Source organism: Allobosea sp. UC22_33 (genome assembly GCF_042700715.1).
In the GTDB taxonomy this organism is placed as follows: domain Bacteria; phylum Pseudomonadota; class Alphaproteobacteria; order Rhizobiales; family Beijerinckiaceae; genus Allobosea.
On record NZ_CP170556.1, the window covers coordinates 999,690 to 1,012,438 of the forward strand.

The following is a 12,749-nucleotide window of genomic DNA, read 5'->3' on the forward strand; positions in this document are numbered from 1 at the left end:
TCGACCCTACAGAAATTCATAATCTTTTGGCAACAAAGCCTTTCGGCTGAGCGCCCATCCGAGCGCCCCGGCTGTGGAAGGCTCCGGAGAAGCGATCTGGGCTCAGGCGGTCGGAGCAGGTCGCGGCTGCCCGATCCGCACGATGCGGCCGTCGATCAGCGCGAGTCCGACGAAGATCGCGGCCATGCCGGCGAAATGGCGCGGCAACAAATCTTCACCCAGGAGGCCGGAGCCGAGCAGGATCGCGCTGACCGGGATCAGAAAGGTGACGAGCATGACATTGCTCGGCCCGGCCGCGCGCATGATCCGGAAGAACAGCAGATAGGCCAGGGCCGTCGAGATCAGCGCCAGTCCGACGAGCGCAAGAAACGCCGTCTGGGACGGCACCGGCAGCGTCCAAGGCGGGTGCATCACGAAAACGATCGGGATCATCATTACGGTCGAGGCCGAGAGCTGGCCCGTGGCGGCGACCAATGGCGACACGCCCCGGAAACGCCGGCCGAGCAGGCCGGAGAAGGCATAGGAGACCGCGGCGAGGATACAGGCGATCTGCGCCGCCAGATTGGAGCCGAGGCCGCTGAGCGCGTCGGGTCCCATCAGGATGGCGACGCCGACAAGGCCGGCCAGCACGCCCCCGAGCTTCAGTCCGGTTGCCTTCTCGTTGCCGAAGCAATGCATCACCAGCACCGCGAAGATCGGCGTGGTCGCGTTCAGGATCGAGGCGAGGCCGCTGGCAATCTGCTGCTGCCCCCAGAGAAACAGGCTGAACGGGATCAGATTGTTGAGGATGCCCATCCCGAAGAAGGCGAGCCAGAGCTCGCGCCCGACCGCCATCGACTGCCCGGCGATTCGCACGACGAGGAGCAGCGCCAGCGCCGCGAGGCCGACGCGCACTTGCACGACGGCGAAGGGCGGCCATTCCGCGACGGTCAGCTTGTTGAAGAAGAACGAGCCGCCCCACAGAACCGACAGGATAATGAGCAGGAGCCATTCGAGCGGGCCCATGCGCAGTGCGGGAGCGGATGTAGGCTGTGTCATGGCGGAAGCTCTGCTCTTGGGCCGGGTCATTCCGCGTCAGTAGGTGGCCGGGCGAGGCCCGGCCACCCGTATCCTGTCATGACTCAGGCGGCTTCGGCGTCGCGAGCCTGCCACATCGCCTGGAAGGCCGGACGCGCCTGGCAGGTGTCGAGCCAGGCCTTGACGTTCGGATTGGTGTCGAAGAGCTCCGGTGCGAGCTTCGCGTAGCGGATAACCTCGGCGACGTTGACGTCGGCGACGGTGAAGCGCCCGCCCATCAAGTGGCCCTTCCCCTCGGCCAGCGCCCTGTCGAGCACGGCAAAGGGAGCCTTCAGCGCGGTGGTCGCTGCCTCGATCAGGTCCGGCTTGCGCTTCTCCGGCGGAAGGCCGGCGAGATGCTGCTGCAGGGTGAGCGCGTTGGTCTCGCATTCGGTCGCGGCCCAAAGCGACCACATGATGGCGAGCCCTTCCTCCTGCGCGTCCTTGGGCGCGAGCGGGCCGCCATGCTTGCGGGCGAGATAGAGGTTGATCGCCAGCGATTCGTGCAGCTTGAAGCCGTTATCGTCGATGCTGGGGATATGGCCGTTCGGGTTGACCTTGAGGAAGTCGGCGCTGCGGGTATGCAGCGGCACGCCCGGCGCGTTCGGGTCGGGCAGGCGATAGGCCTGGATCACCGGCACATGGTTGAAAGGCAGGCCGAGCTCGTTGGCGAGCCAGATGACGCGCGTCGCGCGCGAGCGGTAACAGCCATAGATCGTCAGGGACATCGGCGGAATCCAGCAAGAGAGTGCGGAACGGGGACGCCCCCGGCAGGGGCCGGCGCGTCGCGGCGACAATAGGCCGGGCGCGCGCCATCGGCCACTGCCAATCATCGCCGCGCGCGCAGCAAAAAACCGTTTGACGCGCGCGCCTTGCGGGTGCATTGGCCTCCTGCTCCCGGCCTCTGCGGCCGGCTGCTCACAGGAAACCCCGACCCGATGCCAAGCGACAGTCCCAGCCGACAGTCGAAGCCGTCCGCCGCCGTCTCGCGCGCCTGACCGGGTCCCCCGGCTCGCCTGCGATCCGGCCACGACGGCCCGATCGCAAGGAACAGAGCCATGAATGATACCGCCGCCACCACGGACCTCCTTGCCGTGACGCTGGCCCAGACGCTGGCGCAGGAACACGTCGCCGACATCGTCGAGACGTTGAACGACCAGGACACCGCGACCATCGCGCATGTCCTGGCCGAACTGCCGTTCGAGCGTGCCGTCGAGGTGCTGGACCAGCCCGAATTTACCGCCGCCGCCGATGCCGTGGCGCTGCTGCCGGACCAACGCGCCGGCGCGCTGCTCTCCGCCATGTCGGCGGACCGCGCGGCCGACGTCTTCCAGGAGTTCGACGAGGAGGTTCGACAACGCCTGAGCGGGCGCATCGACCGCCAGACCCGCTCCGACCTCAAGAAGCTGCTGGCTTATCCTGAGCACAGCGCCGGCTCGATCATGACGACCGAGTTCGTCAGCGTGCCCTCGAACTGGACGGTGCAGCAGACGCTCGACCACATCCGCCGCGTCGAGCGCTCGCGCGAGACGGTCTACGCGATCTACGTGCTCGATTCCGTCACGCGCAAGCTGGTGCGTGCCGTCTCGCTGCGCCGCCTGATCAGCGGCGATCCCGAGGCGCCGGTCGAATCGGTCGTGCCCGCCCATAAGCCGATCTGCGTGACCGCCGAGATCGATCGCGAGGAGGTCGCCCGCCTCATCACCAAATACGACCTGCTCTCCGTGCCCGTCGTCGATGCCGACGAACAGGTCATCGGCATCGTCACTTTCGACGACGTCATCGACGCGATGATCGCCGAGACCACAGAGGACGTGCAGAAGCTCGGCGGCATGGAGGCGCTTGACCAGCCCTATAACGAGATCGGCTTCCTCGCGATGATCCGCAAGCGCGCCGGCTGGCTCTCGATCCTGCTGGTCGGCGAGATGCTGACGGCTTCCGTCATGCAGTTCTTCGAGGGCGAGTTGGAGAAGGCGCTCGTGCTGACGCTGTTCATCCCGCTGATCATGAGCTCGGGCGGCAATTCCGGCTCGCAGGCGACCTCGCTGATCATCCGGGCGCTGGCGCTGCGCGAGGTCACGCTGAAGGACTGGTGGCGGATCGCGCTGCGCGAACTGCCGACCGGCCTGACGCTCGGCAGCATCCTTGGCCTGATCGGCGTCGTCCGCATCATCGCGTGGCAATGGCTTGGTCTCTACGACTACGGGCCGCACTGGGTCCTGATCGCGGCGACCGTCGGCGGCGCGCTCGTCGGCATCGTCACCTTCGGCTCGCTCGCCGGTTCGATGCTGCCCTTCGCGCTGAAGCGGCTCGGATTCGACCCGGCCAGCGCCTCGGCGCCCTTCGTCGCGACGCTGGTCGATGTCACCGGCCTGGTGATCTATTTCGGCGTGGCGGCGCTGATCCTGACCGGGACGCTGCTCTAACCACATGAAAAAGCCCGGGGGATTGCCCCGGGCTTTTTTGTATCTGCGTCGTTGCTAGATCAGCTCGCCAGCACGCGCTGCGGCGGGAAGGTGATCTCGACCAGCGTGCCTTCTTTCTTGACGCTGGTGATCGCCATGGCCGCGCGGTTCGCCTCGACCAGCGCCTTGGTCAGCGGCAGACCGAGCCCCGTGCCTCCGGCGCGCCGGGTCGTCGGCACCTGGCGGAAGGGCTCGAGCGCGAGGCGAAGCTCGTCGTCGTCCATGCCGATGCCGGTGTCGCGCACCCTGAGGATCGCCTCGCCCTGGTCGCCGAGTGCGGTCGAGATGATGACCTGCCCGCCGGCATCGGTGAACTTCACCGCGTTCGAGAGCAGGTTGATCGCGATCTGGCGGATCGAGCGCTCGTCGGCGACGACCGGCGGCAGCTTCGGCGAGAGGCCCGAGCGCAGGACGACGCGGCCGCGCTGCGCCTCCGGCTGGAGCAGCGACACCGTCGACAGCGCGATCTCGTTCAGGTTGACGCTGACGAAGTCGAGATCGAGCTTGCCGGCCTCGATCTTGGCGAGGTCGAGCAGGTCGTTGACGAGGCTGATGACGTAGCCGCCCGACTGGTGGATGTCGCGCAGATATTCCTTGTAGCGCTCGTTGGCGATCGGCCCGAAGCGCTCCTCCGCCATCACCTCGGCGAACCCGATGATCGCGTTGAGCGGCGTGCGGATCTCGTGGCTGATCTTGGCGAGCACGTCGGATTTCTGCGCACTCGCCGTCTCCGCCGCCTTGCGGGCCTCGACCAGCTCGCCCTCGGTCTTCTTCCAGGCGGTCAGGTCGCGCAGCACCGCGCAGAAGCGCGGCTCGCTGCCATGGGCGATCTGGCCCATCGTCATGAACAGCGCGATCTTACCGCCCTGCCGCACGCGGCCCAGCACCTCGCGCCCATCGTTGAGTACCGAGGCGACGCCGCCGCCCTTCAAGCCTTCGAGATAGTCGAGCGCCGGCGCATGGCTCTCGCCGGCGAAGAGTAGCGTGAACAGCTCGCCGGTGACCTCGCGCTGGTCGTAGCCGAACAGCGCCTCGGCCGCCTTGTTCAGCGACAGGATGCGTCCACGATCGTCGACGGTGACGACACCGTCGGTCGCCGTGTCGAGCATGGCGGTCAGCTCGCCGATGCGGGCATCGCGCGCGTCGGCATCGAGCCGCAGTGCCTCGACCCGTGCCGCCGACTCGGATTCCTCCGCCGCGAATTCGGCCGCGAGCTCGGCTTCCTCCGCCTCTTCCGGGGTCAGAACCGGAACCGCGCTGCCGTCGCTACCGGGACGGCGGAAGGCCATCAGCGTCGCCGGTTCGTCCTGCCAGCTCACGCTCGACAGCACGGCATCGACAGGAACGAGATGGCCGAGCCGGTCGATCAGCGTCATCGTGCCGCCATCGGTGCGCGCGGCATCCTTGATCAGGCGGCTGACCTTGCCGCCGGCCTTGAGGTCGGCGAGGTCGGCATAATCCAGCAGTTCGAGCAGCGTGCGATTGGCATAGAGCGCCTCGTCGCCACGGTTCACGAGAACGGCGACCGGCAGCCGGTCGAGCACGTCGGCATGGGAGTTGCGCTGCCGTGCGGGAGCCTCGGCCTCCGCGAGCGCTTTCGACGCAGGGGCTTCTTCCTTGTCCTTGACCTGCAGCGGCGCGACCGGCGGCAGGCGCGGGGCGCTCGGCTCGTCGTCGCCCGCGAGCCTGGCGCCCAGCGCCTTGGCGATCTCGCGGAAGGCGTTCCGCTCGGCCGAGCTCAGATGCGACTTCGACGGCTCGAGCACAGGCCGGATCGCCGTCAGATGGCCATTGCGCAGCGGTACGATCTTGCCGGGCAGCGGATCGGGCACGATCGGGGCCTCAGTGGCATGCTCCGGCGCGGGCTCGTCCTCCGGCTGATCGAGCGCGGCCAAGGCGGCAGCATCGTCCGCCTCTTCTGCGTCTTCCTCAGGCAGGTCCGAATCGTCCTCAGGCAGGTCGGAGAAGTCGTCTGCTTCGGCTTCCCTGGCGGCGGGAGTGTCCTCATCCGCCGTCTGCAGGGGAGGGGCGGTCACCTCTTCGGCGATGGGCGACGTGGTGGAGGCCATCGCCTCCATGGCCGTGAGATCGGCCTCGGTCGCCGGCGTCAGCGCATCATCCGCCACGCTCTCGACGGCAGGGGCCATCTGTTCAGCCTCGGCATCGACGCTGGGCGTCACGGCATCGGCCACCGGGAACGGGCAGCGCTCGTTGAGCCGGGCGATGCCGAAGCCGCGGAAGCCGGCGAGCTGGCGCGCGGCATCGAGCACCGGCACGCCTGAGATCTCGACCGGTGCGGCCTCGCCGGGCGAATCGGTGCGCCAGAGCACGCTATGGCCGCTCCAGGTCGTGGCCTTGGCGAATCGCTCGATCAGGCCGCCATCGCTGTCGGCGAAGCTGGCGCCGAGCAGATCCTGCCAGCGCTGGCCGATCAGCCCGGCGGCTGCCGGCTGCCCGGTCAGGATGGCGATGTTGTCGGAGAGCTTGGTCAGCCTGCCCTCGCGATCGGACTGCCAGAGGAAGCGGACCATGGCCGGCTTGGCGGGCGAGGGGGCTTCATCCCGAGGGGCAGGTGCCGCCGGAGCGACGGCCGGTGCAGGCTCCGCAGGCGCGGCCTGCGGGACGGTGATGCCGAGGCGGCGCAGTTCCGAGGCCTGCACGGCAATGGCCAGGGCCGAGCGGCCGTCGGCCAGCGAAAGCAGCTTGCTGCCGCAGGTGACGGGCATTGCCGCGAAGCTCGCGGTCAGGCGCAGGCGCTCCAGGCGGATGCCATTGGCCGAGGCCAGGCCGTCGGCCAGAAGGTTCAGGCGCTGCCGGGTCGGGGCTGGCAGGGTCGCTTGTCCGCCCAGCAGCGCTTGCGCCGCGGCGTTGACGAAATGGGGCTTCTCGGCGGCCGGGTCCCACAGAAGCAGGGCGCCGCCGGCGGCAAAGGATGCAAGGGCGGCGTCTTCAGCCGCCGCCACGCCCCACTCCGCCCAGTCCTCTCCGGCCTCGCTCATGCCTGCCTGCTCGCTCGATCCGCGCCCGTTATGCCTAACAAAGCCTTAATAGACCCCAAACGGCGGCAAATCCATGGAACCGAAGATCGCTCTCCCGCTTCTCATCGAAACAGCGTTAACATGGCGGCTGTCACCAGTTGTCACGCTGTTGTCATTGCGGTGCAACAATGATATTGCAGTGCACAATGATCTAGGGATGGATCGCCACACGACAGGAGGATTCGATGAACGGCAAGCTGCCTTATGAAGTGCCCACCGAAATGCGCGAGTTCGCCGAGCGCAGCGTAGAGCAGGCCCGCAAGGCGTTTGACGGCTTCATGGGCGCTGCCCATAAGGCTGTGGACAATGCGCATGGCACGGCCGAGAGCGCCCGCGCCAACACGCAGGACGCGACCCGCAAGGCCATTTCCTATGCCGAGAACAACGTCGCGGCCGCGTTCGATTTCGCCCAAAAGCTGGTGAAGTCGAAGGACCTGACCGAGGTCATGCAGCATCAGTCCGAGTTCCTGAAGTCGCAGGTCGCCGCGCTCCAGAGCCAGATCAAGGACCTCGGCACCGCCGCGCAGGACGCCGCGACCAAGGCCGCCGAGACCGTCAGCAAGGCGACCAAGGGTCGCTGAGACGCTACTGATTCGGCGCCGCGAGGCGCCGTTATCGTATTCTCGGCCGGGCCACGGAGCCCGGCCTTCGCTGTTTGCCGTTGAAGGAGAGCTGTCATGGTCAAGCCTGCTCCGACCCGGACGAAGTCCAAGGTCCCGGTCAGCCTGTCTCCGGTGAAGGCGCTGACGCCGGCGCCCACCGCAACGCCGCCATCCGCCGCTGCCCCCGAGAAGCCGAAGGCATTCGCGCAGTCCCCTGCCGTCGCTCCGGCCAAGCCCGCGCCTGCCAAGGTTGTCGCTCCTGCTCCGTCACCGGCTCCCATCGCCGCGGCCAAACCGGCTGCCGTCAGTAAGCCCGCTCCCGCAAGCGCTCCGAAGAAGGCGGCGCCGGTCAAGGTCCGGGTCGAGAAATCCGCTGCGAAGATCGCCGGGCCGAAGGTTGCCGCGAAGGCCGCCAAGCCTGCCGCCGCAGTGTCCAAGCCCGTTGTTGCCGACGTGAAGCTGGTGCCGGCAAAGCCCGCGGTCACCGAATCGACGCCGGCCAAACCCGTCGCTGCCAAGCCTGTCGCCGCCAAGCCGGCGCCTGTCGAGGCTGCGCCGGTTGCCCCGATCGCGAAGCCGGCGGAGCCTGCTTCCGCACCGGCCGCAAAGGGGCCGCCACAGCCCGCTTCCCTCGATTCGCTGCCTCTGCCGCGCCCGCCCGAAGCGGCCGCTGTCGTCACGGCGACGGCCATGAGCCAGGCGCTTACGATGGCGCGCGCCTTCGGCGCCTTGCAGGCCCGCATGCTCGATCATGCCTGCGCCGAGCTGGAGGCGACGCTGGGCGATGCGCAGTCGCTCGCACGCAGCAACAGTGCTTCCGAGGCGATTGCGCTGCAGGCCAAGGCGGTGCGCCGCAGCTACGAATCCTATGCCGAACACCTGAAGGAGCTGGCGCGCGCCGCCAACGCGGCCCTGCGCAAGGACTGATCGAGCGGCCGGAATTCGGCGCGTGCGATGGCCGCGCCGAAATTCCGCTGCCGGAGTTGAATTACGCGGTTGCAAAAACGGAATCCCGGCACTAGGGTCCGCGCCGCTGACGACCCCGCCACGGCGGCCGGTCGCGAAGCCTGGTTTGGGCAGCCATAGCTCAGTTGGTTAGAGCGCTAGATTGTGGATCTAGAGGTCCCCCGTTCAAGCCGGGGTGGCTGTACCATTCTCCTTCCGGACATTGTCGGAACCTTCCCCCTTCCAGGCTGCGCCGGCTCAGCGCCGCCCCTTGAAGCAGCCTTTGCGCTTCGCCATATCTGGCTCAAGCGGAAGGGTTCGCCTTTCGCCTGCGGGATGCTGCCCGGCGGCGGGTCCCGATGACCATGAGGCGCCTTTCGAGGGCCTGGAAGATGACGCGTCCACCTAGCTTGTCCCACCCGTTCCTGCTCGGCTTCGACGATATCGAGCGTGCGCTCGATCGTGTCGCCAAGGGCGCGAGCGAGGGTTATCCGCCCTATAATATCGAGCGGCTGCCCCGGACGGAGGACGAGCCCGATCGCCTGCGCATCACCCTGGCCGTCGCGGGCTTCGCCCGGGAGCAACTCGAGATCACGCTGGAAGAGAACCAGCTCACGATCCGGGGGCGCCAGAGCGACGACAAGAATCGCCAGTTCCTGCACCGCGGCATCGCCGCCCGCCAGTTCCAGCGCAGCTTCCTGCTGGCCGATGGCATGCAGGTTCTCGGCGCCGATCTGTCGAACGGCCTGCTGGCGATTGATCTGGTCAGGCCGGAACCGGAACGGCTCGTCCGGCGTATCGATATCATGAGCCGGGATTAGAGGACGGAGACCCGTCCAGCTTTTGAAAGGTGCGTCAGCGGTTTTCGCATCTGTTCATAATTGAAGGCGCAGTATCAGAACCGCATTCGCACTGCTCTGAAGGAGGGCGCGATGAAACAGGACGGCAATCTTATCCAGACCAACCCGCTGACCCCCGCGGAATTCGCCGCGCTCGGCGCTGGCGAGGTCGCTTACATCAAGTCGATGAGCTCCGACGAGCTGATGCGGATTTTCCCGCAGGCTCCCAAGATCGAGTCCGGCTTGCAGCTCTTCACCCTGCTCTCGGCCGACGGTGCGCCGATCCTCGTCACCGATTCGCGCGAAGCCGCCACGGCCAATGCCTGGGAGCACGACCTGAAGATGGTCAGCGTCCACTGACGCCGACCGGGCTCCAGGTCAGGGCGCGGTCGCCATCCCGGCGACCGCCGATTGCAATCTCACGATATCGTCCGGCGTGGACAGGCGGTGGTCGCCGTCCTTGATCAAGGTCAGGACGACGGGATCGCCACTGAGATGCTCGACGAGCTTCAGCGCCTGGCGCCAGGGCACGTCGGGGTCGCGCATCCCCTGCAGGATATGCACGGGGCAGCCGGCCTTGATCTCGCCGCCGAACATCAGGTGCTTGCGCCCGTCCTCGATCAGGGCGCGGGTGATCGGCGTCGGCTCGGGGGAGTATTCCGAAGGCCGCTGCCAGACACCTTCCTCCATGATCATCCTGCGGATTGAATCGGGCATCTGCGCCCACATCAGATCTTCGGAGAAATCGACTGCAGGCGCGATCAGAACGAGCCCGGCCGGCTGTCGCGGAGTTCCGAGCAGCTTGCGGGCCGCGAGCAGCGCGATCCAGCCGCCCATCGAGGAGCCCACCAGGATCGGCGGTTGGCGGCATTGGCTTTCGATCACTGCCAGCGCATCGCCGAGCCAGTCCGACAGGGTGAAGCTGCCGAAATCGCCGTCGCTCTCGCCATGGCCGCCATAGTCGAAGCGCAGGCAGGCGCGGCCGTTCGCCCCTGCCCAGGCGGCCAGCGCCTCGGCCTTGGTCGCCCGCATGTCGGAGCGGAAGCCGCCGAGCCAGACGATTGGCGCACCGGTTCCCTCCTGCAGGAGATAGGCGAGGCGGCGCTTCGAGGGGCCGTCTCCGACCTCGAGCCATTGCGGCGGCTGACGCTCCAAGGCAAATCTCCTGTGACGAATCATCCGGCCGCGGCGATTAAAGGCTGCGGCTGGCAACCGATAGGGGCATATTCGCCCCCGTTCACGAAAGTCCAGACCGAGAGCGAATGTCCTTCCAGCCGGGTGCCCATCTTTCGCTACCATCGACCGAAACGCATCCGCTGGCGGGGCGGACGATCCTGCAGATCATTCCCGAGCTCGAAGCCGGCGGGGCCGAGCGCACTGCCGTCGATATCGCCAAGGGTCTGACCGATGCCGGCGCGCGTGCTCTGGTCGCGACCGAAGGCGGGCGTCTCGTCGCCGAGTTGCAGGCCAAGGGCGGGGTCTGGCTGCCGTTCCCGGCGGCCTCCAAGAACCCGGTCGCGATGCTCTTCAACATCCGCAAGCTGGCGCGGCTCTGCAAGCAGGAGGGGGTGGAGCTGATCCATGCCCGCTCGCGCGCGCCGGCCTGGGTTGCGCTCGGCGCGGCGAAGCTGCTGAAGCTGCCCTTCGTCACCACCTATCACGGCTCCTATAACAGCCGCTCGGCGGTGAAGACGCTCTATAACTCCGTAATGGCGCGCGGCGATGTCGTCATCGCCAATTCCCACTACACGGCCGGTCTGATCCAGGCGAAGCACCCCGTCGCCGGGGACCGTGTCAGGGTCGTCAATCGCGGCACCAATTTCTCGGCCTTCGCGCCGACGGCCGTCGGTGCCGATCGCGTGCAGGCCCTGCGCAAGGCCTGGGGCGTCGAGCCTCACCAGCGCATCGTGCTACTGCCCGGCCGGCTGACCAACTGGAAGGGCCAGCGCGTGCTGATCGAGGCCGCGCGCATCATGCGCGACGGCGGCGATACCGACACGGCCTTCATCCTCGCCGGCGATGCACAGGGCAGGGACGGCTACGTCAAGGAGCTCGACGCGCTGATCGCCAAGGCCGGGCTGGAAGGCCGGGTGAAGCGCGTCGGCCATTGCTCTGACATGCCGGCGGCGATGCTTTCGGCTGCGGTCGTCGCGGTGCCCTCGACCGATCCGGAAGCCTTCGGCCGCGTCGCGGTCGAGGCGCAGGCGATGGGCACGCCCGTCGTGGTCTCGGATCTCGGGGCCGTGCCCGAGACGGTGCTGGCGCCGCCGCAGGTTCAGCCGGGCGAGCGCACCGGCTGGCATGTGCCTCCGGGCGATGCCGCGGCGCTTGCCGCCGGGCTGAACGAGGCGCTCGCTTTGCGCCCTTCCGCCCGCGATGCGCTGGCGCGGCGGGCGCGGGTCCATGTCGAGCGGCATTTCTCGCTCGAGGCGATGGTCGCGGAAACCCTCGACGTCTATTGCGCGTTGCTGGGGCGCTGATCGGCCCACCGCGCGGTGGGAGATGCCTGCCGTGGCGGTGTCATGCATTGACATCGCCCGTCTTTGTGCAATGTGTCTGCAACAACGGCGCGGAGAGCGCCAAGTACAGGAGAATACCCCCATTCGTCGTCCCTACCGCGCTGCCCCGACCCCGACCAAGGAAGGTCCCCGCTCGAACCGCGACATCCGCGGAGTTCGCGAGGTTCAGCTCATCGACGATACCGGCGCCAACCGTGGCGTGGTCTCGTTCTTCGATGCGTTGAAGCTCGCCGAGGATGCCGGTCTCGACCTCGTCGAGATCGCCCCGAACTCCGTTCCGCCGGTCTGCAAGATCCTCGATTACGGTCGCTTCCGCTTTCTCGAGCAGAAGAAGGCCTCGGAGGCGCGCAAGAAGCAGCGCACCATCGAGATCAAGGAAATCAAGCTGCGCCCCGGCATCGACAAGCACGACTACGACGTGAAGATGAAGGCCATGCACGGCTTCTTCGAGGAAGGCGACAAGGTGAAGGTCACCCTGCGCTTCCGCGGCCGCGAGATGGCGCATCAGGACCTCGGCGTGAAGGTGCTAGAGCGGGTCAAGGTCGATACCGCCGAGATCGCCAAGGTCGAGAGCGACTGGCAGCTCGAAGGCCGCCAGATGGTCATGGTGCTCGCGCCGCGCTGAGGCGCGAGACATCCGCGATCGCATGCAGATCGAGAAATAGGGCGCCTCTGGCGCCCTTTTTCATGTGGTCTTGCGCAGGAGCCCGTCGAGCATCGCGTCGAAGGCATCGGTCGCGCTCCCGAGGGCCGCTTCCGGATCGGGCGCATGCGCGATCCACTGTGCCGCATGCTGGGTCGCGCCGAAGATCAGTGTCGCCACCGCCTCCGGATCGAGCGGCGCCAGCACGCCCTCGGCGACGAGCGCGTCAAGGCTACTGGCCATCATCCAGATGCAGTCGTTCTGGATCGGCCAGCTCCAGGGATCGCCGAGCACGGCCGGCCCGTCGCGCAGCATGATGCGCTGGATCTCCGGCTCCAGCGCCATGGCGAGATAGGCGGCGCATTCGTCGCGGAAGCCGGTCCAACGATCCTCGGCCCGGTCCGAGACGGCACGCAGCCGCACCGTCATCTCCGCGTCGATCTGGTCGAGCACGGCGGCGAACAGGCCCTTCTTGTCGCCGAAATGGTGATAGAGCGCGCCGCGCGTCAGTCCGGCCGCCGCCGTCAGGTCATCCATCGAGGCGGCGGCATAGCCCGCGGTGCCGAACGCCTCGCGCGCGGCCGCGATCAGGCTGGCGCGGGTTTCCGCGATCATGTCGGCACGAAGTCTGCGGGCCATCAT

The 12,749-nt window shown here is 67.5% G+C and carries 12 protein-coding genes and 1 tRNA gene; 8 read left to right on the plus strand and 5 right to left on the minus strand.

The window, feature by feature from the left end; translation table 11 throughout:
* Positions 1 to 102: 102 nt before the first annotated feature.
* Both ACFJGT_RS04705 and ACFJGT_RS04710 read right to left on the minus strand, forming a co-directional pair.
* Complete coding sequence (locus ACFJGT_RS04705; protein ID WP_377846370.1) at positions 103 to 1,038, minus strand: DMT family transporter; 936 nt, start codon at positions 1,036 to 1,038, stop codon at positions 103 to 105.
* A gap of 83 nt (positions 1,039 to 1,121) precedes the next feature.
* Positions 1,122 to 1,784, minus strand: coding sequence for a glutathione S-transferase family protein (locus ACFJGT_RS04710; RefSeq protein WP_377846372.1), 663 nt, complete (start codon positions 1,782 to 1,784; stop codon positions 1,122 to 1,124).
* A gap of 330 nt (positions 1,785 to 2,114) precedes the next feature.
* On the opposite strand from ACFJGT_RS04710, the gene mgtE reads away from it, so the two are divergent.
* Positions 2,115 to 3,482, plus strand: coding sequence for a magnesium transporter (mgtE, locus tag ACFJGT_RS04715; protein ID WP_377846374.1), 1,368 nt, complete (start codon positions 2,115 to 2,117; stop codon positions 3,480 to 3,482).
* 59 nt (positions 3,483 to 3,541) lie between these two features.
* Here the strand turns inward: mgtE and ACFJGT_RS04720 are convergent, their stop codons facing one another.
* On the minus strand, positions 3,542 to 6,520 hold the full coding sequence (locus ACFJGT_RS04720; RefSeq protein WP_377846376.1) for an ATP-binding protein: 2,979 nt from the start codon (positions 6,518 to 6,520) through the stop codon (positions 3,542 to 3,544).
* A 224-nt stretch (positions 6,521 to 6,744) separates the two neighbouring features.
* On the opposite strand from ACFJGT_RS04720, the gene ACFJGT_RS04725 reads away from it, so the two are divergent.
* The 5 genes from ACFJGT_RS04725 (at position 6,745) to ACFJGT_RS04745 (ending at position 9,305) form a co-directional block, all read left to right on the plus strand.
* A complete protein-coding gene (locus tag ACFJGT_RS04725; protein ID WP_377846378.1) occupies positions 6,745 to 7,140 on the plus strand; it encodes a phasin in 396 nt (131 codons plus the stop codon).
* Positions 7,141 to 7,236: 96 nt separating this feature from the next.
* Positions 7,237 to 8,088, plus strand: coding sequence for a phasin family protein (locus tag ACFJGT_RS04730; RefSeq protein WP_377846380.1), 852 nt, complete (start codon positions 7,237 to 7,239; stop codon positions 8,086 to 8,088).
* A gap of 149 nt (positions 8,089 to 8,237) precedes the next feature.
* A tRNA-His gene (locus ACFJGT_RS04735) sits at positions 8,238 to 8,314 on the plus strand.
* A gap of 184 nt (positions 8,315 to 8,498) precedes the next feature.
* Positions 8,499 to 8,927 carry an Hsp20 family protein gene (locus ACFJGT_RS04740; protein WP_377846382.1) on the plus strand — a complete coding sequence of 143 codons (429 nt, stop codon included), beginning with the start codon at positions 8,499 to 8,501 and terminating at the stop codon, positions 8,925 to 8,927.
* A gap of 111 nt (positions 8,928 to 9,038) precedes the next feature.
* Positions 9,039 to 9,305, plus strand: a complete 267-nt coding sequence (locus tag ACFJGT_RS04745) for a DUF1150 family protein (protein ID WP_377846384.1) — start codon at positions 9,039 to 9,041, stop codon at positions 9,303 to 9,305.
* Between the two features lie 18 nt (positions 9,306 to 9,323).
* On the opposite strand, the gene ACFJGT_RS04750 is transcribed toward ACFJGT_RS04745, so the two are convergent.
* Positions 9,324 to 10,100: an alpha/beta hydrolase gene (locus ACFJGT_RS04750; protein ID WP_377846386.1), complete on the minus strand. Its 777-nt coding sequence runs from the start codon at positions 10,098 to 10,100 to the stop codon at positions 9,324 to 9,326.
* Positions 10,101 to 10,207: 107 nt separating this feature from the next.
* Here ACFJGT_RS04750 and ACFJGT_RS04755 point away from each other — a divergent pair, with 107 nt between their 5' ends.
* Together ACFJGT_RS04755 and infC are read left to right on the plus strand one after the other, a co-directional pair.
* Positions 10,208 to 11,425, plus strand: coding sequence for a glycosyltransferase family 4 protein (locus tag ACFJGT_RS04755; protein WP_377846388.1), 1,218 nt, complete (start codon positions 10,208 to 10,210; stop codon positions 11,423 to 11,425).
* 70 nt (positions 11,426 to 11,495) lie between these two features.
* Positions 11,496 to 12,089, plus strand: a complete 594-nt coding sequence (infC, locus tag ACFJGT_RS04760) for a translation initiation factor IF-3 (protein ID WP_377846390.1) — start codon at positions 11,496 to 11,498, stop codon at positions 12,087 to 12,089.
* Between the two features lie 60 nt (positions 12,090 to 12,149).
* Here the strand turns inward: infC and ACFJGT_RS04765 are convergent, their stop codons facing one another.
* Positions 12,150 to 12,746: a TetR/AcrR family transcriptional regulator gene (locus tag ACFJGT_RS04765; RefSeq protein ID WP_377846392.1), complete on the minus strand. Its 597-nt coding sequence runs from the start codon at positions 12,744 to 12,746 to the stop codon at positions 12,150 to 12,152.
* Positions 12,747 to 12,749: the final 3 nt, after the last annotated feature.

Bases quoted from the DNA above. Each gene is read 5' to 3' on its own strand.
- ACFJGT_RS04740 (WP_377846382.1), top strand. From the start codon at position 8,499: ATGACGCGTCCACCTAGCTTGTCCCACCCGTTCCTGCTCGGCTTCGAC.
- ACFJGT_RS04710 (WP_377846372.1), bottom strand. From the start codon at position 1,784: ATGTCCCTGACGATCTATGGCTGTTACCGCTCGCGCGCGACGCGCGTC.
- ACFJGT_RS04720 (WP_377846376.1), bottom strand. From the start codon at position 6,520: ATGAGCGAGGCCGGAGAGGACTGGGCGGAGTGGGGCGTGGCGGCGGCT.
- ACFJGT_RS04765 (WP_377846392.1), bottom strand. From the start codon at position 12,746: ATGGCCCGCAGACTTCGTGCCGACATGATCGCGGAAACCCGCGCCAGC.
- mgtE (WP_377846374.1), top strand. From the start codon at position 2,115: ATGAATGATACCGCCGCCACCACGGACCTCCTTGCCGTGACGCTGGCC.
- infC (WP_377846390.1), top strand. From the start codon at position 11,496: ATGTGTCTGCAACAACGGCGCGGAGAGCGCCAAGTACAGGAGAATACC.
- ACFJGT_RS04725 (WP_377846378.1), top strand. From the start codon at position 6,745: ATGAACGGCAAGCTGCCTTATGAAGTGCCCACCGAAATGCGCGAGTTC.
- ACFJGT_RS04730 (WP_377846380.1), top strand. From the start codon at position 7,237: ATGGTCAAGCCTGCTCCGACCCGGACGAAGTCCAAGGTCCCGGTCAGC.
- ACFJGT_RS04745 (WP_377846384.1), top strand. From the start codon at position 9,039: ATGAAACAGGACGGCAATCTTATCCAGACCAACCCGCTGACCCCCGCG.
- ACFJGT_RS04705 (WP_377846370.1), bottom strand. From the start codon at position 1,038: ATGACACAGCCTACATCCGCTCCCGCACTGCGCATGGGCCCGCTCGAA.
- ACFJGT_RS04755 (WP_377846388.1), top strand. From the start codon at position 10,208: ATGTCCTTCCAGCCGGGTGCCCATCTTTCGCTACCATCGACCGAAACG.